General features: G+C 70.5%; 4 protein-coding genes. 3 read left to right on the top strand and 1 reads right to left on the bottom strand.

Translation table 11 applies throughout. The features are described 5' to 3' along the window. Positions 1 to 20 precede the first annotated feature (20 nt). On the bottom strand, positions 21 to 1,367 hold the full coding sequence (locus tag STROP_RS13915; RefSeq protein ID WP_012013994.1) for a KamA family radical SAM protein: 1,347 nt from the start codon (positions 1,365 to 1,367) through the stop codon (positions 21 to 23). A 355-nt stretch (positions 1,368 to 1,722) separates the two neighbouring features. On the opposite strand from STROP_RS13915, the gene STROP_RS13910 reads away from it, so the two are divergent. The 3 genes from STROP_RS13910 to STROP_RS13900 all read left to right on the top strand — a co-directional run bounded on the left by STROP_RS13910 (position 1,723) and on the right by STROP_RS13900 (position 24,795). Beyond that, entirely contained in the window at positions 1,723 to 2,910 is a 1,188-nt protein-coding gene (locus tag STROP_RS13910) for a cytochrome P450 (protein ID WP_012013993.1), read from the top strand. Continuing rightward, positions 2,907 to 3,143 (top strand): ferredoxin, encoded by a 237-nt coding sequence (locus STROP_RS13905; RefSeq protein ID WP_018831861.1) that lies wholly within the window; start codon positions 2,907 to 2,909, stop codon positions 3,141 to 3,143. The genes STROP_RS13910 and STROP_RS13905 overlap by 4 nt, the downstream gene beginning before the upstream one ends. Positions 3,144 to 3,294: 151 nt before the next feature. After that, positions 3,295 to 24,795 (top strand): type I polyketide synthase, encoded by a 21,501-nt coding sequence (locus STROP_RS13900; protein ID WP_148217347.1) that lies wholly within the window; start codon positions 3,295 to 3,297, stop codon positions 24,793 to 24,795. The last annotated feature ends 110 nt before the right edge of the window (positions 24,796 to 24,905 follow it).

Raw genomic sequence — 24,905 nt, 5'->3', positions numbered from 1 at the left:
TCCCTTCGGGTCGGTCGTGTTCAGGCGGTGACGGCCGCGCCGGGGCGGGCCGCGCTGGGGCTGACCGCGGCGAGGATGTCCGCTGGGGCGGCCGGGTCGATCTGTAGGTCGCTCAACCACGCCGCGTCCGCCGACCACCGGGCCCGGAACGGCCGGCCGACCAGCCGGCGGTCGCGGGCCTGGATCAACCGGAGTTGGAAGAACTCGCCGTGCGGGGTCCGCTCGACGCCGTCGACCAGGACTTTGCCGGGGGTCGCCGACATGACCGGCCCCCGCACGGTCCGGGCCAGGCCGGGCAGGTCCTGATAGGCGGTACGGAAGATGTCGGCGGCGCGGGTGAGCGGCACCTGGAAGTAGTCCCGAGGCCCGGTATCCCGCTCGACGAACATGTAGTAGGGCACCGCGCCGAGAGCCAGCTCGGCCCGCCACATGTCGCTCCAGGCATGGGGGTCGTCGTTGACGTAGCGGATCAGCGGGGCCTGGCAGTAGACCACCGCCCCGGTCGACCGGATCCGGGCGATGGCCCGCGTGGCGATCTCGGTGGCCAGCTCACGCGGGTGGCTGAAGTGCGCCATCACCGCGACGTTGCGGCCGGCGGCGACCACCTGTGCGAACAGCCGCAGCAGGTCGTCGGCGTCGCTGTCGGAGACGAACCGGTACGGCCAGTAGGCCACCGCCTTGGTGCCGAAGCGGACGGTGCGCACCGTGTCCACCCGTAGCAGCGGTTCCACGTGGCTGCGCAGCCGCTCCGTCGACATGATCATCGGGTCGCCGCCGGTGACCAGCACGTCGGTCACCGCCGGGTGCCGGTGCAGATACGTCACCAGCTGCTCCGGGCCCGGCGCGGCGAACCGCAGATCGGCGTCGCCGACGAACTGCGCCCAGCGGAAGCAGTAGGTGCAGTAGGCGTGGCACGTCTGCCCCTGCTGGGGGAAGTACAGCACCGTCTCCCGGTACTTGTGCTGCATGCCGGGCAGCTCGTGACCATCCAGGTGCGGCACGTTGTGCTGCTGCTGCCCGGACGGGTGCGGGTTGAGCCCGGCCCGGATCCGGGCCACCTCCACGCGCAGCCCCGTGCGGTCGCCGGCGCCCAGTAGGTCACCGAGGAGTCGTTCGTCGGCGGCGGCGAGCATGCCACGCTGTGGGAACACCAATCGGAAGATTGGGTCGTCCGGAATGCGGTCCCAGTCGATCAGGTGCGACAGGACGTATTCGTTGACCCGGAACGGCAGCACCCGGGAAATGGTGCGGATCGCGCGCACATTGTCGGCCGACAATCCATAGCGGGCGCCCAGTTCGTCGATATGGTGCGGCCCGAAGGAGCGGAACCGCCCCGGATCGGAGGTCGTGGAAACGAGCAGGGACATCAGCCATCCTCCATGGGGGTTGCGCCCACCGACGTGGCGTGACTCAATCACCGGTGCGCGTCGGCGAGAACCGCTCGACGGTCAGCAGCGCGTTGTCTGAACCCGAGGCTAGTGGCGACCCGCCCACCCGGACCCCTAGCGGCACCCCAGAACCGCCCTTACCCATCGTGGTAGGGGGAAGGTAGGGGCGGCGCGGGGGTGTAGCCACATTTCCTTTCCTGATTACGTATTCCTCGCCTGGTCCGGCTGGTGCCCGGCGTGTCGTCCGGACATGCCGTACCGCACCGAACGGCCGAAGCTGACATCGACGCCAGCGCCCGATCCGTGCGCCCGGTGCGACCCGAGGGAGTGCCCCGTGACGATCGATCAGGAGATCCGCAAGTATCCGTTCTGCGAGTCGCCCGGAATCGGCATCGACCCGACCTACGGGCTGCTGCGTAGCACCGAGCCGCTGGCCCGGGTGCAATTGCCGTACGGCGAGGTGTCCTGGCTGGCCACCCGGTACGAAGATGTCAAGACCGTGCTGACGGACCCGAGGTTCAGCCGGGCCGCGGCGCAGGGCAAGGACCAGCCCCGTACCCGTGAGGAGATGACGTACGAGGGCATCATCGGCCTCGACCCGCCGGACCACACCCGGCTGCGCAAGCTGGCCGGCAAGGCGCTGACCGCCCGCCGGGTCAACGCGATCCGCGCCGACGCGCAGCGGATCGCCAACGAGTACGTCGACGAGATGATAGCCAAGGGCTCCCCGGGCGATCTGGTCGAGCTGTTCGCTCTGCCGTACCCGGTCACCGTGATCTGTGAGCTGCTCGGTGTGCCGTTCGAGGACCGCGCCCAGTTCCGGATCTGGACCGAGGGGCTGACCAGTACCAGTGAGCAGCTGATGGTCTACGCCGAGCAACTGTTCGGCTACATGGGCAAGCTGGTCGCTCAGCGCCGTGAGGAGCCCACCGACGACCTTCTCGGGGCGCTGGTCAAGGCCCGCGACGAGGGCGACCGACTGACCGAGCAGGAGCTGCTCTCCATCGCCGGGGTCGGTCTGCTGCTCACCGGCGTCGAGACGGTCTCCACGCACATCCCGAACTTCGTCTACGCGCTGCTCACCCACCCGGAGCTGATGGCGCAGCTGCGTGCCGACCGGAGCCTGGTGCCGGCAGCCGTGGAGGAGCTGCTGCGGATGATCCCGCTCAACCCGGCCGCCATGTTCCCCCGCTACGCGGTGGAGGATGTGACGCTCAGCGGGATCACCGTGCGCGCCGGCGAGCCGGTGCTCGTCTCCCTGCCGGGCGCCAACCGCGACCCGGAGGTCTTCGAGAACCCGGAGACCTTCGACTTCACGCGTGAGCAGAACCCGCACGTCGCCTTCGGACACGGCCCGCACCACTGTCTCGGCGCGCAACTGGCCCGGATGGAGTTGCAGGTGGCCCTGCACACCGTCCTGGACCGCTTCCCCGACCTGAGCCTGGCCGACGGCGACGAGGGCGTGTCGTGGAAGTCCGGCCTGCTGGTCCGGGGCCCGAGCCGGCTGCTGGTGGCCTGGTGACCGTGGTGGACACCCGTTGGACGGTGACCGTCGACCGGGAGGCCTGCATCGGCACCGGGGTCTGTGCCGGCGCGGCGCCCCGTCAGATTGAGATCCGGGCCGGCAAAGCGTCCGTCCTGGCCTCGGAGAGCGCACCCGACGAGGCGGTCATCGACGCCGCCGACATGTGCCCGATGTCCGCGATCACGGTGCGCGACGCCGCCTCCGGCGCGCTGCTCGCGCCCGAGGAGTGAACAACCACCGCCCAGACCGGTGAGCCTTGCCGGTTGCCGCGAGGCCGCCGCGACCGGTCCCCCTACCGGTCCCGGCGGCCTCGCCGTGACCGGGCGCCGAAGCCGACACACCGACCCGGGCGCCGAACCCGGAGACCTAGTGGAGCGTGCCATGAGCGAGTCCGCGAATCCCACCAGTGCCGAGCTCGGCGCGCTGTCGGCGCTGCGGCGGCGACTGGAGGGCCGCACGGCCGAGGAGCAGGACCGGGCGCTCATCGCTCTGGTCCGGGAGCAGGCCCGCGACGTGCTGCGGACCGTGCTGCCGGACGGTCCGGAGGCCGTCGAGCCGGGCCGGCCCTTCCGCGATCTGGGCTTCGACTCGCTCGCCGCAGTCGAGCTGCACCGTCGCCTCATCGCCGCCACCGGCCTCGACCTTCCGGTCACCCTGATCTTCGACCATCCGACGCCGCAGGCGGTCGGGCGGCTGCTGCGGACGCTACTCGGCGGCGACGCCGCCCCCGCCCCGGCCGCCGCGCCGCTGCGCCGGCCCGACGACGAGCCGATCGCTGTGGTCGGCATCGGCTGTCGCTACCCTGGCCACAGCACCTCCGCCGAGGACCTGTGGCGGCTGGTGTCCGAGGGCCGGCACGTCATCTCCGACTTCCCGACCGACCGGGGCTGGGACATCGAGGGGCTATACGATCCCGATCCGGGCAAGCCGGGCAAGACCTACGTCCGTCAGGGCGGGTTCCTGGAGGACGCGGCCGCGTTCGACGCGGACTTCTTCGGCATCAGCCCGCGCGAGGCCATGACGATGGACCCCCAACAGCGGCTGGTGCTGGAGACCGCCTGGGAGGCCCTGGAGGACGCCGGCATCGACACGGCGTCGCTGCATGGTAGCCAGACCGGCGTCTTCATCGGCGCCGAGCCCCAGGAGTACGGCCCCCGTTTGCACGAGGCCCCGGAAGGCCTGGACGGCTACCTGCTCACCGGCAACGCGCCGAGCGTCGTGTCGGGCCGGCTCGCCTACACCTTTGGCTTCGAGGGACCCACCCTGACCGTGGACACCGCCTGCTCGGGTTCCCTGGTCGCCTTGCATCTGGCCTGTCAGGCGGTGCAGCGCGGGGAGTGCACCACCGCGCTGGCCGGCGGGGTCGCGGTGATGGTGCACCCAGGCGCGTTCACCGCCTTCAGCCGGCAGCGCGGCCTCGCCCCGGACGGACTCTGCAAGCCGTTCGCGGCGGCCGCCGACGGAACCGGCTGGGCCGAGGGCGTCGGCATCCTGGTGCTGGAGCGACTCGCCGACGCCCGCCGCAACGGCCACCGCGTCCTCGGAGTGATCCGTGGTTCCGCGACCAACCAGGACGGTGCGTCGAACGGGCTGACCGCCCCGAACGGGCCGTCCCAGCAGCGGGTGATCCTGTCGGCGCTGGCCTCCGCCGGCCTGACCTCCACCGACGTAGACATGGTCGAGGCACACGGCACCGGCACCCGGCTCGGTGATCCGATCGAGGCGCAGGCGATCATCGCCACCTACGGCCGGGAACGCCCCGCCGACCGGCCCCTCTGGCTCGGCTCGCTCAAGTCCAACATCGGTCACTCGCAGGCCGCCGCCGGGGTCGCCGGGGTGATCAAGGTGCTGATGGCGATGCGGCACCGGGTACTGCCGCGAACCCTGCACGTCGACGCACCCACCCCCAATGTCGACTGGTCCGCCGGCACCGTCGAACTGCTCACCGAGGCCCGCGAGTGGACCGATCCGGGCCGGCCGCGCCGCGCCGGGGTCTCCTCGTTCGGCGTCAGCGGCACCAACGCGCACGTCATCGTCGAGGAACCCCCACCCGTCGACGATCACGTCATCCCCGTCGTACCGCAGCCGTCTCGTGAGGTCCTGCCGGTGGTGCTCTCCGCCCGCGGTGGGGCGGCGCTGCGCGCCCAGGCTGCCGCACTGCTCGCTGCCGTGGACGCCGGCGAGAACGCCCCGACGCTGCTCGACGCCGCGTACTCGCTGGCCACCACCCGGACCGCGTTGGAGGATCGTGCGGTCCTGGTCTCCCAGGACCGGGTGACCACCCTGCATGATCTGGCCGCGCTCGCTGACGGCAGCGACGTCCCCGGCGTACACCTGGGACGGGCCGCCGGTGGCGGGCTCGGGTTCCTCTTCACCGGGCAGGGCAGCCAGCGGCTCGGCGCCGGACGTGAGCTGTACCGCACCTATCCGGTCTACGCCGCCGCGTTCGACGCCGCCTGTGGCTGGCTGGACCTGCAACTGGACGTGCCCCTGACCGATGTGCTGTTTGCCGAGTCCGACACCGCCGAGGCGGCGCTGCTCGACCAGACCGCCTACGCCCAGTGCGCGCTGTTCGCCGTGGAGGTCGCCCAGTTCCGGCTGCTGGAGTCGTGGGGGGTCCGCCCGGACGTTGTCGCCGGACACTCGATCGGCGAGTTGGCCGCCGCCCACGTGGCCGGGGTGCTCTCCCTGGAGGACGCGGCGATCCTGGTCGCCGCGCGCGGCCGGCTCATGCAGCAGCTCCCCGCCGAGGGCGCGATGGTCTCCGTGCAGGCCACCGAGGAGCAGGTCCGCCCACTGCTCGCCGACCGAGAGGCGCAGGTGGGCCTGGCGGCGGTGAACGGGCCGACCTCGGTGGTGGTCTCCGGCAACGAGGTCGCCGTGCTCGAGGTCGCCGCTGCCGTCGCCGCCGCCGGGCACAAGACGAAGCGGCTGCGGGTCAGCCACGCCTTCCACTCGCCTCTGATGGCGCCGATGCTCGCCGAGTTCGGCCGGCTGACCCAGGTGCTCAGCTACTCTCCGCCGACGATTCCGATCGTGTCCACGGTGACCGGACAGGCGGTGCTCTCCGGTGAGTTGTGCGACCCCGAGTACTGGGTGCGGCACGTCCGCGACTGCGTCCGCTTCGCCGACGCGATCCGGGCGATGGCCGACGAGGGCGTCGCCACCTTCCTCGAACTCGGACCGGCCGGGGTGCTCTCCGCGATGGGGCCGGCCTGCCTCACCGAGGACGACGACGTGGTCTTCGCCCCGGTGCTGCGCGCCGACCAGGACGAGGAGACCGACATCGTCTCCGCCGTCGCCCGCGCCCACGTGCGGGGTGTGCCGGTGGACTGGGCAGCGCTCCTCGCCCCGCGCGGTGCCCGCCGGATCGCCCTGCCCACGTACGCGTTCCAGCATCGCCGGTTCTGGATGGCCTCCGGTGCCGGCAGCGCCGACGCGACCGGCTTCGGTCAGCTCGCGGCCGGCCACCCGCTGGTGAGTGCGGTCGTCGGCCTGGCCGGCGGCGACGGGGTGGTACTCACCGGCCGGGTATCGTTGCGCAGCCACCCGTGGCTGGCCGAGCACACCATCTCCGGGGTGGCGCTGCTGCCCGGCACCGCCTTCGTGGAACTGGCGGTCCGCGCCGGGGACCAGGTCGGTTGCGCCACGGTGGAGGAGCTGACCCTGGAGGCGCCACTGGCGCTGGACGAACAAGGGGTCGCCCTCCAGGTGGTGGTCAGCGCCGCCGACCCGACGGGACGCTGCCCGCTGGCCGTCTACTCTCGCCCCGACGAGCCGGGCGACCAGCTCTGGACCCGGCACGTCAGTGGTTTCCTCGCTCCAGAGGCCGCCGATTCCGGGACGCCGCTCACCGAGTGGCCGCCCCGGGGCGCCCAGCCGGTCGACCTGACCGACATCTATCCAGAGCTGGCCGGCCAGGGCTACGGCTACGGCCCGGTCTTCCAGGGCCTCAAGGCCGTCTGGCAGCGCGGTGCCGAGGTGTATGCCGAGGTCGCGCTCCCCGCCGACAGCCGCGCGGACGCCGCTCACTTCGGCCTGCACCCGGCGGTGCTGGACGCCGCCCTGCACGCCATCGACGCGGCCCGCCGCGGCGAACCCGCCGAGGACGAGGTGCGCATTCCGTTCGCCTGGAACGACGTCACGCTGCACGCGGTCGGCGCCGCCGAGGTGCGGGTGCGGGTCGCCCCCGCCGCCGGGGACAGCGTGTCGGTGACCCTCGCCGATCCCACCGGCGCACCGGTGGCCTCGGTGCGTTCCTTCGTCTCCCGGCCGGTCTCCACCGCCCAGCTCACCGCCGCTCGGGGTGGCTATCACGAGCGGCTGTTCCGGCTGGAGTGGACGAAGCTGGGCCACCGGCCCGCACCGTCGGGCACCCCTCGCTGGTGCGTGCTCGGCGACGAGCGGATCGACGCGGCGCCCCGCTACCCGGACGCCGCCGCGCTGGGTGCGGCGATCGACGCCGGCGCCACCGCCCCCGAGTGGACGTTCGCCGGTGTCCGGGCGGGTGACGTCCGGGCCGCCACCGCCGACGCGCTGGCCACCCTCCAGCAGTGGCTGAGCGATGCGCGGTTGGCCGGCACCCGGCTGGTCTTCGTCAGCCGGATTGACGACCTCGCTACCGAGGCGGTGTGGGGCCTGGTCCGGGCTGCGCAGACGGAGAACCCGGACCGGTTCGTCACCGTCCGGCTCACCGACGTCCCGTCCTCGCTGCTGGCCACCGCCCTGGCCACCGGTGAGCCGGAGCTGCGGCTGCGCGACGGCGAGATCAGTGTGCCTCGGCTGGCCCGGGTCGCCACCGTCGCTGGAGCCGACGACGCCGACGGCGGCGCCCGCTGGCCCACCGACGGCACGGTGCTGGTCACCGGTGGCACCGGTGGCCTCGGCGCGCACGTCGCCCGTCATCTGGTCAGCACCCACGGGGTACGCCATCTGCTGCTGACCAGCCGCAGCGGCCCGGCGGCGGCCGGCGTCGCGGAGTTGCGCGCGGAGCTGGCGGCGGCTGGCGCGTCTGTCGAGGTGGCCGCCTGCGACGCGGCCAACGCCGACGCGCTGGCCGCGTTGCTCGCCGCCGTCCCGGACGACCGACCGCTGCGGGCGGTGGTGCATGCCGCCGGCATCGTCGACGACGGGGTGATCGGCTCGCTCAGTCCGGACCGGCTCGACGCGGTGCTGAAGGCCAAGCTGGACGGCGCGGTCAACCTCGACGAGCTGACCCGCGACGCGGACCTGTCGGTGTTCGTGCTCTTCTCGTCCCTGGCCAGCCTGCTGGACTGTGCTGGCCAGGGCAACTACGCCGCCGCGAACGCGACCCTGAACGCGCTGGCCACCGCCCGCCGGGCCGCGGGCCGGCCCGCCGTCGCTCTCACCTGGGGCCTCTGGACCGGCGACCGCGGGATGGGCGGCATGCTGGACGCCGCCGCGCTGCAGCGCATCGACCGCTCCGGCATGCCTGGCCTCGCCCCGGCGGAGAATCTGGCCCTGCTCGACGCGGCGCTCGGCGTCGACGAGCCGGTCCTGGCACCGATTCAGGTCGACCTGGCCACGCTGCGCCATCGCCCGGACGGCGTACCGGCGCTGTTGCGTGGCCTGGTGCCGCTGCCGGCCAGGCGGGCCGCGCAGGCGGCCGGACCGGCGGACGCCGCGCAGGGCTGGGCCCGGAAGCTCGCTGCGCTCACCCCGGCCGAGCGGGACCGGGTCACCGTCGACCTGATCCGCGTCCACGTCGCTGCCGTGCTCGGCCACGACGGGTCAGCGGCGATCGAGCCGCGCCGCGCCTTCAACGAGGTGGGCTTCGACTCGCTGGCGGCCGTGGAGCTGCGTAATCGGCTCAACGCCGCCACCGGGCTGCGGCTGCCGGCGACCCTGGTGTTCGACTATCCGACCCCGGCGGCGCTCGCCGAGTTCGTGGTCTCCACCGTGCTGGGCATCGGTGCGGAGGTGGCGGCGCCGGAGCCGGCGCCGGCCTCCTTCACCCAGGAGCCGATCGCGATCGTCGCGATGGGCTGTCGTTTCCCCGGCGGGGTACGCAGTCCGGAGGACTTGTGGGAGCTGTTGGAGGGTGGCGTCGACGCGGTCTCCGGGTTTCCCACTGACCGTGGTTGGGACTTGGTCGGTATGTATGACCCGGAGCCTGGTAAGCCCGGGAAGACGTATTCGATGGAGGGTGGTTTCCTCTACGACGCGGCCGACTTCGATGCGGACTTTTTCGGGATCAGCCCGCGTGAGGCGATCGCGATGGACCCGCAGCAGCGGTTGCTGCTGGAGACCTCGTGGGAGGTGCTGGAACGGGCCGGGATCGACCCGACCTCGCTGCGTGGCAGTCCCACCGGCGTTTTCGCCGGCGTCATGTACCACGACTACGCGTTGCGGCTGCACCAGACGCCCGACGAGTTGGCCGGTTACCTGGGCAACGGCAGCCTGGCCAGCATCGTCTCCGGCCGGGTGGCGTACACCCTCGGGCTGGAGGGGCCCACGATGTCGATCGACACGGCGTGCTCGTCGTCGCTGGTGGCGATCCACCTGGCGGTGCAGGCGCTACGGGCGGGAGAGTGCTCCCTCGCGCTGGCCGGCGGCGTGACGGTCATGTCCACCCCTGACACCTTCATCGACTTCAGCCGGCAGCGGGGCCTGGCCAGGGACGGCCGCTCCAAGTCGTTCGCGGCCGGGGCCGACGGTACCGGCTGGGGGGAGGGTGCGGGCATGCTGCTGCTGGAACGGCTCTCTGACGCTGAGCGTCACGGTCACCAGGTGCTCGCGGTGGTCCGTGGCTCGGCGATCAACCAGGACGGTGCGTCCAACGGGTTGACGGCGCCGAACGGCCCGTCTCAGCAGCGGGTCATCCGGCAGGCTCTGGCCGCTGCCAACGTCCGCCCCGACCAGGTCGACCTGGTGGAGGCGCACGGTACGGGCACCACCCTCGGTGACCCCATCGAGGCCCAGGCGATCATTGCTACCTATGGCCAGGACCGGCCCGAGGAGCGGCCGTTGTGGTTGGGGTCGATCAAGTCGAACATCGGTCACACGCAGGGCGCGGCTGGTGTCGCCGGGGTGATCAAGATGGTGTTGGCGATGCGTAACGACGTGTTGCCGCGGACCCTGCACGTTGACGAGCCGTCTCCGCAGATCGACTGGTCGGCGGGGGAGGTGCGGTTGTTGAGTGAGGCGCAGCGGTGGCCGGTGTTGGACCGGCCTCGCCGTGGGGGTGTCTCGTCGTTCGGGATCAGTGGCACCAACGCCCACGTCATCATCGAACAGGCACTCCCGATCGCGGCACCCCCGATCGCGGCACCCCCGATCGCGGCACCCCCGGTCGAGACGCCGTCGGCCGAGGCGCTCCCGGTCGCGGCGTTGTCGGTCGAGGCGCCGTCGGCTGACGTCCTCGAGCCGGAGATCCTGCCCTGGGTGCTGTCGGCCCGAACCGACGAGGCGCTGCGCGCCCAGGCCGGCCAGGTTCGTGCGACCGTCGCCGCCGCCACCGCCGACCACGGCGAATTCGCGTACGTCCTGGCGAAGGGGCGGGCGGCGCTGGAGCGGCGGGCGGTCGTCGTCGGCGACGCCACCGACCTCCTGGCCGGCGCGGACGCCCTGGTCGCGGGCGCACCGGTTCCCACTCCGCTGCACGGCGGCTCCGGCACTGTCTTTGTTTTTCCGGGGCAGGGGTCGCAGTGGTTGGGCATGGCGGTGGAGTTGTTGGATTCGTCGCCGGTGTTCGCGGAGCGGATGGGTGAGTGTGCTGCGGCGTTGGATGAGTTTGTGTCGTGGCGGCTGGTTGACGTGTTGCGTGGTGTGGAGGGCGCGCCGTCGCTGGACCGGGAGGATGTGGTGCAGCCGGTTCTGTGGGCGGTGATGGTGTCGCTTGCGGGGTTGTGGCGTTCGTTTGGTGTGGAGCCGGATGCGGTGGTTGGTCATTCGCAGGGTGAGATCGCGGCTGCGGTGGTGGCGGGTGGTCTGTCGTTGCGTGATGGTGCGTTGGTGGTGGCGTTGCGTAGTTCGGTGATCGCGGAGGTTTTGGCGGGTCGGGGTGGGATGGCCTCGGTGGGTCTGTCGGAGCGTCAGGTGCTTGATCGTCTGGGTGCGTATGACGGTCGGTTGTCGGTGGCGACGGTCAATGGTGCGTCGTCGGTGGTGGTGACGGGTGATCGGGATGCGGTGGACGATCTGATCGCGACGTTGAGCGCCGAGGATGTGCGGGCCAGGCGGGTGAACATCGACTATGCGTCGCATTCGGCGCAGGTGGAGTTGATTGAGCAGCGGTTGTTGGAGGTGTTGGCGGGGGTGGTGCCTCGGTCGTCGAGTGTGCCGTTCTATTCGACGGTGACCGGGGGTGTGGTGGACACCGTTGGGTTGGATGCCGGTTACTGGTTTGCGAATTTGCGGCGGAGGGTGCGGTTCGAGGAGGCGACCCGGGTGTTGCTCGGGGCGGGGATGCGGGTGTTCCTGGAGTGCAGTGCGCATCCGGTGTTGACGATGGGTATTGAGGAGACTGCTGCGGTTGTGGGTGCTGAGGTCGCGGTGGTGGGTTCGTTGCGTCGGGGTGAGGGTGGGTGGCGTCGGTGGCTCATCTCGGTGGGTGAGGCGTTTGTGCGGGGGGTTCGGGTGGACTGGTCGTCGGCGTTGCCGGCCCGGCCGCGTGGTGAGGTGCTGTTGCCTACGTACCCGTTCCAACGCCGGCGCTACTGGATCAATGCGACCACCGGGGCGACCGACGTGGCGTCGGTGGGCCTCGGGGCGGCAGGTCATCCGTTGTGGGGGGCGGCTGTCAACCTGGCGGAGTCTGGTGAGGTGCTGTTTACTGGCCGGTTGTCGCTGGATGCTCATCCGTGGTTGGCCGACCATGCCGTTTCGGGCACTGTGCTGTTGCCCGGTGCCGGTTTCGTCGAGCTCATTCTGCACGCTGGTGACCATGTTGGCTGTGGTCATGTGGAGGAGTTGACGCTGCACGCCCCGTTGCTCCTGCCCGAGCGGGGTGCCGTCCAGGTGCAGCTTCTGCTCGGTGCCCTCGATGACGCCGGCCGCCGTCCGGTCACCGTGCACGCCCGGCCCGAGCACGCCGACCCGGACCTGCCGTGGACCCGGCATGCCACCGCCGTGCTCACCGACACACCGACCGCCGCCGATTTCGACCTGGCCGTGTGGCCGCCGCCGGGGGCGGTGCCGGTGTCGACGGTGGGGTTGTATGACGATCTGGTGGCCCAGGGTTATGAGTATGGTCCGGTGTTTCAGGGTGTGCAGGCCGCGTGGCGGGTCGGTGAGGTGGTGTATGCGGAGGTTGCCCTTCCGCAGGAGGCGTATGGGGACGCGGGTCGGTTCGGTTTGCATCCGGCGTTGTTGGATGCGGCGTTGCAGGCTGTTGGGATCGGTGAGCCGGTGTCGGCGGATCGTCCGCCGTACCTGCCGTTCGTGTGGACCGATGTCACGTTGCATGCCGCCGGTGCCACTGCTCTGCGGGTGAAGATCACTGCGAGTGGGCCGGAGGCCGTCACCCTGCACCTGGCTGATCCCGAGGGGACCCCGGTTGCCGTCGTTGGTTCGCTGGTGTCCCGTCCGGTCCAGCTCAGCACCGCCGTACCGACCGACGGTGATCTCTACCGCGTCGACTGGACCGCCGTTCCCACCGGCACCGCTCCTGAGTCGTGGGGTTACCTGGAGGGGCTCGGCCTCGGCGTACCCGATGTCGTGCTCGCCCCGCTCACCCGGGCCGGCGACGCCACCGACCCGGCCACCGCCGCCCGTACGGTGGCGGGGCAGACCCTAGCCATTCTCCAGTCCTGGCTGGCCGATCCGGCCCAGGCCGCCGCTCGGCTGGTGGTGATCACCGACGGTGCTGTTGATGGTGGTACCGATCTGGTTTATGCCCCGGTGTGGGGTCTGGTGCGTGCTGCTCAGGCGGAGAATCCGGGTCAGTTCGTGTTGGTTGATGCGGATCCGGGGACTCCGGTGGAGGAGGTTCTGGCGGCGGTGGGTACTGGGGAGCCGGAGTTGTCGTTGCGGGGTGGGCAGGTGCGGGTGCCGCGGTTGGCTCGTGTGGTGGGGGGTGGTGTGTGGCGGGCCGGGGGCACGGTGTTGGTTACTGGTGGTACTGGTGTGTTGGGTGCGTTGGTGGCTCGGCATTTGGTGGTTGGGCATGGTGTTCGGGAGTTGGTGTTGGCCTCTCGGCGTGGCCTGGCCGCGCCGGGTGCGGTGGAGTTGCGTGACGAGTTGATCGGGCTTGGTGCGGTGGTTGAGGTGGTTGCGTGTGATGTGGCTGATCGGAGTGCTGTTGCTGCTTTGTTGGATGGTATTTCTGAGTTGACTGCTGTGGTGCATACCGCTGGTGTGTTGGATGACGGTACCGTCGCTGCTTTGACTGATGGGCAGTTCGACGGGGTGTGGCGGGCCAAGGCGACGCCGGCGTGGCATCTGCATGAGTTGACCCGTGATCGGGAGTTGTCGGCGTTTGTTTTGTTTTCCTCTGCCGCGGGAGTGGTGGATGGTTCTGGTCAGGGTAACTATGCCGCGGCGAATGTTTTTGTGGATGCGTTGGCCGGGTATCGGCGGGCTCTTGGTCTGCCGGCGGTGTCGTTGGCTTGGGGGTTTTGGGAGCAGCGTAGTGGGATGACGGCGCATTTGGGTGAGGCTGACGTGGCTCGGATGGCCCGTTCCGGGGTCCTGCCGCTCGGGTCGGAGCAGGGTCTGGCGTTGTTCGATGCTGCGGTCGGGTCCGATGAGCCGGTGTTGGTGCCTGTCCGGTTGGACACTGCTGCGCTGCGTGCGCAGGGTCAGCAGATGCCGGCGCTTTTCCGTGGTCTGGTACGACTGCCGGTCCGTCGGGCGGCGGGTGGTGGTGCGGCTCCGGTCGGTGGGTCTGCCCTTCATCGGCAGCTTGTCGCTCTCGGTGCCGAGGAGCAGCATCGGATGCTGCTTGATCTGGTCCGGGCTGCTGTCGCGGCGGTTCTTGGGCACGACAGTGTCACGACCGTGGAACCGGCTCGGGCGTTCAAGGAACTCGGTTTCGATTCGTTGGCGGCTGTGGAGTTGCGTAACGGGCTCAACGCCGGCACCGGGCTGCGGCTGCCGGCGACCCTGGTGTTCGACTACCCGAACCCCACCGCACTCGCCGACTACCTCCATAGTCGGATCCTCGGCGCGGCCACTCCCACCACCCCCACCGTGGCCATCCCGGTCGCCGACGACGAGCCGATCGCGATCGTCGCGATGAGTTGCCGTTTCCCGGGTGGGGTGGCCACCCCGGAGGACCTGTGGCGACTGCTCGCCGACGGCACGGACGCCATCTCGCCGTTTCCCACTGACCGTGGTTGGGACTTGGTCGGTATGTATGACCCGGAGCCTGGTAAGCCCGGGAAGACGTATTCGATGGAGGGTGGTTTCCTCTACGACGCGGCCGACTTCGACCCGGATTTCTTCGGGATCAGCCCGCGTGAGGCGATCGCGATGGACCCGCAGCAGCGGTTGCTGCTGGAGACCTCGTGGGAGGCGTTGGAGCGGGCCGGGATCGATCCGACCTCGCTGCGTGGCAGTCCCACCGGGGTGTTCACCGGGGTGATGTATCACGACTACGCCAGCCGGTTGCCGGAGGTCCCCGAGGAGTTGGCCGGTTATCTGGGTAACGGCAGCATGGCCAGCGTCGCCTCTGGTCGTGTCTCCTACACCCTCGGTCTGGAGGGTCCGGCGGTCAGTGTCGATACCGCCTGCTCGTCGTCGTTGGTGGCGATCCATCTGGCGGTGCAGGCCCTGCGGTCCGGGGAGTGTTCCCTTGCTCTGGCCGGTGGTGTCACGGTGATGTCGACGCCGGATACCTTTGTCGAGTTCAGCCTTCAGAGGGGGCTTGCCGCCGACAACCGGTGCAAGTCGTTCGCGGCCGGGGCCGATGGCACGGCGATGTCCGAGGGTGCGGGCATGCTGCTGCTGGAACGGCTCTCTGACGCTGAGCGTCACGGTCACCAGGTGCTCGCGGTGGTCCGTGGCTCGGCGATCAACCAGGACGGTGCGTCCAACGGGTTGACGGCGCCGAACGGCCCGTCTCAGCAGCGGGTCATCCGGCAGGCTCTTGCGTCGGCGGGTGGTGTTCCGGCGAGCGAGGTGGATGCGGTGGAGGCGCACGGTACGGGTACGGCGTTGGGTGATCCGATCGAGGCGCAGGCGTTGTTGGCCACGTATGGACAGGGTCGGTCGGGGGAGCGGCCGTTGTGGTTGGGGTCGATCAAGTCGAACATCGGTCACACGCAGGGCGCGGCTGGTGTCGCCGGGGTGATCAAGATGGTGTTGGCGATGCGTAACGACGTGTTGCCGCGGACCCTGCACGTTGACGAGCCGTCTCCGCAGATCGACTGGTCGGCGGGGGAGGTGCGGTTGTTGAGTGAGGCGCAGCGGTGGCCGGTGTTGGACCGGCCTCGCCGTGGGGGTGTCTCGTCGTTCGGGATCAGTGGCACCAACGCCCACGTCATCATCGAACAGGCACTCCCGATCGCGGCACCCCCGATCGCGGCACCCCCGATCGCGGCACCCCCGGTCGAGACGCCGTCGGCCGAGGCGCTCCCGGTCGCGGCGTTGTCGGTCGAGGCGCCGTCGGCTGACGTCCTCGAGCCGGAGATCCTGCCCTGGGTGCTGTCGGCCCGAACCGACGAGGCGCTGCGCGCCCAGGCCGGGCGTGTGGCCGCCGTCGCCGAGGTCGGCACCGAACGGGCCGGCGACCTGGCGTACGCGTTGGCGACTGGGCGTGCCCTGCTGGAGCGGCGGGCGGTCGTCGTCGGCGACCGGGCGGACTTCGTCGCCGCAGCCCGCACGCTCACTGAGGGCGGGACCGCCCCCGGCGTGCTTCAGGGCGGCACTGTCTTTGTTTTTCCGGGGCAGGGGTCGCAGTGGTTGGGCATGGCGGTGGAGTTGTTGGATTCGTCGCCGGTGTTCGCGGAGCGGATGGGTGAGTGTGCTGCGGCGTTGGATGAGTTTGTGTCGTGGCGGCTGGTTGACGTGTTGCGTGGTGTGGAGGGCGCGCCGTCGCTGGACCGGGTGGATGTGGTGCAGCCGGTTCTGTGGGCGGTGATGGTGTCGCTTGCGGGGTTGTGGCGTTCGTTTGGTGTGGAGCCGGATGCGGTGGTTGGTCATTCGCAGGGTGAGATCGCGGCTGCGGTGGTGGCGGGTGGTCTGTCGTTGCGTGATGGTGCGTTGGTGGTGGCGTTGCGTAGTTCGGTGATCGCGGAGGTTTTGGCGGGTCGGGGTGGGATGGCCTCGGTGGGTCTGTCGGAGCGTCAGGTGCTTGATCGTCTGGGTGCGTATGACGGTCGGTTGTCGGTGGCGACGGTCAATGGTGCGTCGTCGGTGGTGGTGTCGGGTGATCGGGATGCGGTGGACGATCTGATCGCGACGTTGAGCGCCGAGGATGTGCGGGCCAGGCGGGTGGACGTGGATTATGCGTCGCATTCGGCGCAGGTGGAGTTGATTGAGCAGCGGTTGTTGGAGGTGTTGGCGGGGGTGGTGCCTCGGTCGTCGAGTGTGCCGTTCTATTCGACGGTGACCGGGGGTGTGGTGGACACCGTTGGGTTGGATGCCGGTTACTGGTTTGCGAATTTGCGGCGGAGGGTGCGGTTCGAGGAGGCGACCCGGGTGTTGCTCGGGGCGGGGATGCGGGTGTTCCTGGAGTGCAGTGCGCATCCGGTGTTGACGATGGGTATTGAGGAGACTGCTGCGGTTGTGGGTGCTGAGGTCGCGGTGGTGGGTTCGTTGCGTCGGGGTGAGGGTGGGTGGCGTCGGTGGCTCATCTCGGTGGGTGAGGCGTTTGTGCGGGGGGTTCGGGTGGACTGGTCGTCGGCGTTGCCGGCCCGGCCGCGTGGTGAGGTGCTGTTGCCTACGTACCCGTTCCAACGCCGGCGCTACTGGATCAATGCGACCGGTGGTACCGCTGACCTCACCTCCGCCGGTCTCGGCTCCGCCGGACACCCGTTGTGGGGGGCGGCTGTCACCATGGCGGAGTCTGGTGAGGTGCTGTTTACCGGCCGGTTGTCGCTGGATGCTCATCCGTGGTTGGCCGACCATGCCGTTTCGGGCACTGTGCTGTTGCCCGGTGCCGGTTTCGTCGAGCTCATTCTGCACGCTGGTGACCATGTTGGCTGTGGTCATGTGGAGGAGTTGACGCTGCACGCCCCGTTGCTCCTGCCTGAGCGGGGTGCCGTCCAGGTGCAGCTTCTGCTCGGTGCCCTCGATGACGCCGGCCGCCGTCCGGTCACCGTGCACGCCCGGCCCGAGCACGCTGACAGTTGGGTCCAGCACGCCACCGGCATCCTTTCCGCCGAGGTCATCGATCCCGGCTTCGACCTGGCCGTGTGGCCGCCGCCGGGGGCGGTGCCGGTGTCGACGGTGGGGTTGTATGACGATCTGGTGGCCCAGGGTTATGAGTATGGTCCGGTGTTTCAGGGTGTGCAGGCCGCGTGGCGGGTCGGTGAGGTGGTGTATGCGGAGGTTGCCCTTCCGCAGGAGGCGTATGGGGACGCGGGTCGGTTCGGTTTGCATCCGGCGTTGTTGGATGCGGCGTTGCAGGCTGTTGGGATCGGTGAGCCGGTGTCGGCGGATCGTCCGCCGTACCTGCCGTTCGTGTGGACCGATGTCACGTTGCATGCCGCCGGTGCCACTGCTCTGCGGGTGAAGATCACTGCGAGTGGGCCGGAGGCCGTCACCCTGCACCTGGCTGATCCCGAGGGGACCCCGGTTGCCGTCGTTGGTTCGCTGGTGTCCCGTCCGGTCCAGCTCAGCACCGCCGTACCGACCGACGGTGATCTCTACCGCGTCGACTGGACCGCCGTGTCGGTGGCCGCCGCCCCGGCCACCTCCTGGGCCTACCTTGACGACCTCGCCGACGACGTACCGGAGCTGGTCGTCGCCCGCCTCACCGACGTGCACCCGGCTGCCACCCCGGACCCGGGCGACGGGCCCGCCGTCGACACCGAGTCGGCCGCGCGGACTGCCGTCGGGGCGACGCTCGCGCTGCTTCAGTCCTGGCTGGCCGACCCCCGGCTGGCTGAGTCACGGCTGGTCATCCTCACCGACGGTGCTGTTGATGGTGGTACCGATCTGGTTTATGCCCCGGTGTGGGGTCTGGTGCGTGCTGCTCAGGCGGAGAATCCGGGTCAGTTCGTGTTGGTTGATGCGGATCCGGGGACTCCGGTGGAGGAGGTTCTGGCGGCGGTGGGTACTGGGGAGCCGGAGTTGTCGTTGCGGGGTGGGCAGGTGCGGGTGCCGCGGTTGGCTCGTGTGGTGGGGGGTGGTGTGTGGCGGGCCGGGGGCACGGTGTTGGTTACTGGTGGTACTGGTGTGTTGGGTGCGTTGGTGGCTCGGCATTTGGTGGTTGGGCATGGTGTTCGGGAGTTGGTGTTGGCCTCTCGGCGTGGCCTGGCCGCGCCGGGTGCGGTGGAGTTGCGTGACGAGTTGATCGGGCTTGGTGCGGTGGTTGAGGTGGTTGCGTGTGATGTGGCTGATCGGAGTGCTGTTGCTGCTTTGTTGGATGGTATTTCTGAGTTGACTGCTGTGGTGCATACCGCTGGTGTGTTGGATGACGGTACCGTCGCTGCTTTGACTGATGGGCAGTTCGACGGGGTGTGGCGGGCCAAGGCGACGCCGGCGTGGCATCTGCATGAGTTGACCCGTGATCGGGAGTTGTCGGCGTTTGTTTTGTTTTCCTCTGCCGCGGGAGTGGTGGATGGTTCTGGTCAGGGTAACTATGCCGCGGCGAATGTTTTTGTGGATGCGTTGGCCGGGTATCGGCGGGCTCTTGGTCTGCCGGCGGTGTCGTTGGCTTGGGGGTTTTGGGAGCAGCGTAGTGGGATGACGGCGCATTTGGGTGAGGCTGACGTGGCTCGGATGGCCCGTTCCGGGGTCCTGCCGCTCGGGTCGGAGCAGGGTCTGGCGTTGTTCGATGCTGCGGTCGGGTCCGATGAGCCGGTGTTGGTGCCTGTCCGGTTGGACACTGCTGCGCTGCGTGCGCAGGGTCAGCAGATGCCGGCGCTTTTCCGTGGTCTGGTACGACTGCCGGTCCGTCGGGCGGCGGGTGGTGGTGCGGCTCCGGTCGGTGGGTCTGCCCTTCATCGGCAGCTTGTCGCTCTCGGTGCCGAGGAGCAGCATCGGATGCTGCTTGATCTGGTCCGGGCTGCTGTCGCGGCGGTTCTTGGGCACGACAGTGTCACGACCGTGGAACCGGCTCGGGCGTTCAAGGAACTCGGTTTCGATTCGTTGGCGGCTGTGGAGTTGCGTAACGGGCTCAACGCCGGCACCGGGCTGCGGCTGCCGGCGACCCTGGTGTTCGACTACCCGAACCCCACCGCACTCGCCGGGTACCTGCACCGCGCCATCCTCGGTGTCCCCGCTGACACGCAGCCGACCGGTGTGCTCCGTCCGATGGAGGATGAGCCCGTCGCGATCGTCGCGATGGGCTGTCGTTTCCCCGGCGGGGTACGCAGTCCGGAGGACTTGTGGGAGCTGTTGGAGGGTGGCGTCGACGCGGTCTCCGGGTTTCCCACTGACCGTGGTTGGGACTTGGTCGGTATGTATGACCCGGAGCCTGGTAAGCCCGGGAAGACGTATTCGATGGAGGGTGGTTTCCTCTACGACGCGGCCGACTTCGACCCGGATTTCTTCGGGATCAGCCCGCGTGAGGCGATCGCGATGGACCCGCAGCAGCGGTTGCTGCTGGAGACCTCGTGGGAGGCGTTGGAGCGGGCCGGGATCGATCCGACCTCGCTGCGTGGCAGTCCCACCGGGGTGTTCACCGGGGTGATGTATCACGACTACGCCAGCCGGTTGCCGGAGGTCCCCGAGGAGTTGGCCGGTTATCTGGGTAACGGCAGCATGGCCAGCGTCGCCTCTGGTCGTGTCTCGTACACCCTCGGTCTGGAGGGTCCGGCGGTCAGTGTCGATACCGCCTGCTCGTCGTCGTTGGTGGCGATCCATCTGGCGGTGCAGGCCCTGCGGTCCGGGGAGTGTTCCCTTGCTCTGGCCGGTGGTGTCACGGTGATGTCGACGCCGGATACCTTTGTCGAGTTCAGCCTTCAGAGGGGGCTTGCCGCCGACAACCGGTGCAAGTCGTTCGCGGCCGGGGCCGATGGCACGGCGATGTCCGAGGGTGCGGGCATGCTGCTGCTGGAACGGCTCTCTGACGCTGAGCGTCACGGTCACCAGGTGCTCGCGGTGGTCCGTGGCTCGGCGATCAACCAGGACGGTGCGTCCAACGGGTTGACGGCGCCGAACGGCCCGTCTCAGCAGCGGGTCATCCGGCAGGCTCTGGCCGCTGCCAACGTCCGCCCCGACCAGGTCGACCTGGTGGAGGCGCACGGTACGGGCACCACCCTCGGTGACCCCATCGAGGCCCAGGCGATCATTGCTACCTATGGCCAGGACCGGCCCGAGGAGCGGCCGTTGTGGTTGGGGTCGATCAAGTCGAACATCGGTCACACGCAGGGCGCGGCTGGTGTCGCCGGGGTGATCAAGATGGTGTTGGCGATGCGTAACGACGTGTTGCCGCGGACCCTGCACGTTGACGAGCCGTCTCCGCAGATCGACTGGTCGGCGGGGGAGGTGCGGTTGTTGAGTGAGGCGCAGCGGTGGCCGGTGTTGGACCGGCCTCGCCGTGGGGGTGTCTCGTCGTTCGGGATCAGTGGCACCAACGCCCACGTCATCATCGAACAGGCACCCCCGATCGCGGCACCCCCGATCGCGGCACCCCCGGTCGAGACGCCGTCGGCCGAGGCGCTCCCGGTCGCGGCGTTGTCGGTCGAGGCGCCGTCGGCTGACGTCCTCGAGCCAGAGATCCTGCCCTGGGTGATGTCGGCCCGAACCGACGAGGCGCTGCGCGCCCAGGCCGACCTGGCCGCCGGCACCGGGGCCACCCTCAACGTGGCCTACTCGCTGGCCACCACCCGCACGGCGTGGGAACGCCGGGCCGTCGTGGTCGCCGCGGCCGGGGACGACGCGATCCGCGCCCTGCGCGCCGTCGCCGAGGGAACCGACGTGGCCGAACTGGTGCAGGGCTCCCCGTCCACCGGCAAGTTGGCCATGCTCTTCACCGGACAGGGCGCCCAGCGCCTCGGCATGGGCCGTGAGTTGGCCGCGGCGTACCCGGCCTTCGCGGAAACGTTCGCCGAGGTCTGCGGACACCTGGACGCGAAGCTCGATCGGCCGTTGCGGGAGGTGCTCTACACCGAACCGGACGTCGCCGACGCCGCGCTGCTCGACCAGACCGTCTACAGCCAGAGCGCGCTCTTCGCCATCGAGGTGGCGCTGTTCCGCCTGCTCGACTCGTGGGGCATCCGGCCCGACCTGGTCGGCGGGCACTCCATCGGCGAGATCACCGCCGCCCACGTCGCCGGTGTGCTGTCGTTGCCCGACGCTGCCACCCTGGTCACCGCGCGGGGCCGGCTCATGCAGGGCATGCGCGAGGATGGCGCGATGGTGGCCGTCGAGGCGTCCGAGGTGGAGGTACGCCCGGAACTGGTCGGCCGGGAAGCGGAGCTGGGCATCGCAGCGGTCAACGGCCCGCTCTCGGTGGTCATCTCCGGCGATGACGACGCCGTCGGCGCGATCGCCGACAGCTGGCGGGCGCGGGGACGCCGGACCAAACGGCTGCGGGTCAGCCACGCGTTCCACTCGCCGCACATGGAGCCGATGCTGGCAGAGTTCCACGGAATCGTGGCCGGCCTGACCTTCGCCCCGCCGAGGGTGCCGGTGGTGTCCAACCTGACTGGTCGGCTCGCGGACCCCGACGAGATCCGCACCCCCGAATACTGGGTGCGGCATGTGCGGGAGGCGGTCCGGTTCAGCGACGGCATCGCCACCCTGCAGGCCGCCGGCGTCACCACGTTCCTGGAGGTCGGGCCGGACGCCGTGCTCACCGCGATGGGTCGAGACTGCGCCACCGACATTGAGGACGTCACCCTGGTGCCGGTGCTGCGCGGTGGCCGGGAGGAGGCGGCGACCGTGTTGACCGCCGTCGCCACGCTGCACACCCGGGGCGTCCCGGTCGACTGGCGGGCCTGGTTCGCGCCCACCGGCGGCCGGGTCACCGACCTGCCGACGTACCCCTTCCAGCGTCGTCGGCTCTGGCTCGACGCTCCGGCGGGCAGCGGGGGCGACGTGCCCGGCCTCGGCCTGCGCCCCGCCGCCCACCCGTTGCTCGGCGCGGTCGTCGGGCTGGCCGGTGCCGACGGCACAGTGCTGACCGGTCGGCTGTCGCTGCGAACCCACCCGTGGCTGGCCGAACACGCCCTCGCCGGGACGGTACTGCTGCCCGGCACGGCGTTCATCGAGCTGGCCGTCCGCGCCGGTGACCAGGTCGGCTGCGGCCTGGTGGAGGAGCTGACACTGGAGGCCCCGCTGATCGTCCCCGCGCAGGGCGGTGTGGACCTCCAGGTGGTGGTCGGGGCACCCGACGAGGCGGGGCGCTGCCCGGTCACCGTGCACTCCCGGCCGGAGGAGCACGTGCAGGGGTGGACCCGGCACGCCACCGGTGTGCTCGCCCCGGCGGCCGGCACCGTCCCCGACGCGCCGACCGGCGGTGCCTGGCCACCGGCTGGCGCCACCCCGGTCGATCTCGACGGGCGCTACGACCGGCTCGCCGACTCCGGCTACCACTACGGCCCGCTGTTCCAGGGGCTGCGGGCCGCCTGGCGTCGGGATGACGAGGTGTACGCCGAGGTGGCGCTCCCGGAGGACGTCTGGTCCTCGGCTGAGCGGTTCGGTCTGCACCCGGCGCTGTTCGACGCGGTGCTGCACACCCTCGACCTGACCGGGACGGACCCGGGCGACGACGACCTGCTCCGGCTGCCGTTCGCCTGGCGGGGTGTCGCCCTGAACGCCACCGGGGCGGTGGCGCTACGGGTGCGCTCGTGGCGGACCGGGCCGGAGGAGTTCGCCTTCGCGCTGACCGACACCGCTGGCGTACCGGTCGCCTCGGTGGCCTCGCTGGTGGTCCGGCCGCTGGCCGCCGACCAGCTTGCCGGGGCGCGGACCGGCCACCGCTCGTCGCTGTACCAGGTGACCTGGGCTCCGGTGCCGGCCCCGGCGACCACCACGAACGACGCGACGGTGGTCCTCGGCGACGACGACCTCGGCCTCGGGGTGCCCTGTCACCCGGATCTCGCGGCGCTCGCAGCGGACATCGAGCGGACCGGTGCCGTGCCGCGGACCGTCGCTGTTGCCTGGCATACCACGTCGGACTCGACCGTGGCGGCGGCCACCGGGGCGCTCGCCCTCGTGCAGGGGTGGCTCGCCGACGAGCGGTTTACCGCCAGCCGGTTGGCGCTGGTGACCACTCGGGCGGTGGCTACCGCCGAAGGCGAGGACGTGCCCCGACCGGTGGACGCCACCATCGTGGGTTTGGTCCGCGCCGCGCAGGAGGAGAACCCGGGCCGGTTGGCCCTGGTCGACCTGGACGGGGCGGACCCCACCAGGCTGCGGGCGGCGCTGGCTGTCGACGCCGAGCCGCAGCTGGCGGTGCGCCGGGCCGAGCTGTTCGCGCCCCGGCTCGCGCCACTGCCGGTGTTCGACGGCGAACTGCCCGTCGACCCAGAACCGGAGGGCACCGTGCTGGTCACCGGCGGCACCGGCGGGCTGGGCCGGCTGGTCGCCGAGCACCTAATCACCCGCCACGGCGTACGGCGACTGCTGCTGGCCAGCCGGCGGGGCCCGGCGGCCCCGGGAGTGGACGAGCTGGTTGCCCGTCTGGCGGCGGCCGGTGCGGAGGTCACGGTGGCGGCCTGCGACCTGGCCGACCGGGCGGCGGTGGCAGCCCTGCTCGACGGGGTGCCCGCCGCGCACCCGTTGGTCGGGGTGATCCACGCGGCCGGTGTGCTCGACGACGGGCTGGTGCCCACGTTGACGCCCGAGCGGACGGCGGCGGTGCTGGCCCCCAAGGCGGAGGCCGCCCGTTACCTGCACGAGCTCACCCTGTGTCGGCCGCTGCGCTGGTTCGTGCTGTTCTCGTCGGCGGCGACCACCCTCGGCGGCGCCGGCCAGGCCAGCTATACCGCGGCGAACGCCTACCTGGACGCTCTGGCCCAGCACCGACGGGCGCACGGCCTCGCCGGTACCTCGCTGGCCTGGGGCCTGTGGGCCGAGCCGGGCAGCGGGATGACCGGCCACCTGAGCGAGGCGGACCTGCGCCGGATGGCCCGTTCCGGGGTGTCCGCGCTGTCTACCGGGGACGCCTTGGCGTTGTTCGACGCGACCATCCACGCGGGACCCGCTCTGGCGCTGCCGGTCCGGCTCGACCTGGCCGCGATCCGGACCCGGACGGAGGGGGTGCCGCCGCTGTTCCGTGGCCTGGTTCCCGCTCCGGCGCGGCGGACGGCGTCCGGTGCGGCCGGTCCGCTGGCCGGGGAACAGTCGCTGGCCGACCGACTGCTCGGTCTGACGCGGGACGACGCCGACCGGACGGTCATCGAGCTGGTCCGCGCCCGTGCCGCCGAGGTGCTGGGGCATGACCGCCCGAACGCGATCGACCCGGACAGGGGCTTCTTGGAACTTGGCTTCGACTCTCTCGCGGCCGTGGAGTTCCGCAACAGCCTCGGGGCGGCCACCGGGCTGCGCCTGCCGGCGACGCTCATCTACGACCACCCCAGCCCGGCGGCGGTGGCCCGTTTCGTCCGGTCGGAGTTGACCGATGTCCTGCCGGACACCCCGTCGTTGGAGGCCGAGCTGGCCCGGTTCGAGGCGTTGATGGACGACACCGTGCCGGACGAGGGGGAGCGGGGCCGGATCACCGTCCGGCTCCAGGCGTTGATGTCCCGGTGGAACGCCACGTACGGCGCGGCCGGTGCGGAGCCGGCCCCCCGGGACGTGACGTCGGCCACCGCGGACGAGCTGTTCGACATTCTCGACGACGAACTGCAGGGGTCGGACTGACCCACACGTCCCGGGATTCGAGCTCCGTCGATGCCCGTGGGCGGTCGGCGGACCTCAGACCTCCTGCCCGTGGACAGGTAGGCTTTTGTCCACCTTCGGTGTGGGTCCAT

Source organism: Salinispora tropica CNB-440 (assembly GCF_000016425.1).
GTDB classification, from domain to species: domain Bacteria; phylum Actinomycetota; class Actinomycetes; order Mycobacteriales; family Micromonosporaceae; genus Micromonospora; species Micromonospora tropica.
Note: the sequence above shows the minus strand (reverse complement) of the source record. Positions and strands in the feature narration are given on the sequence as shown.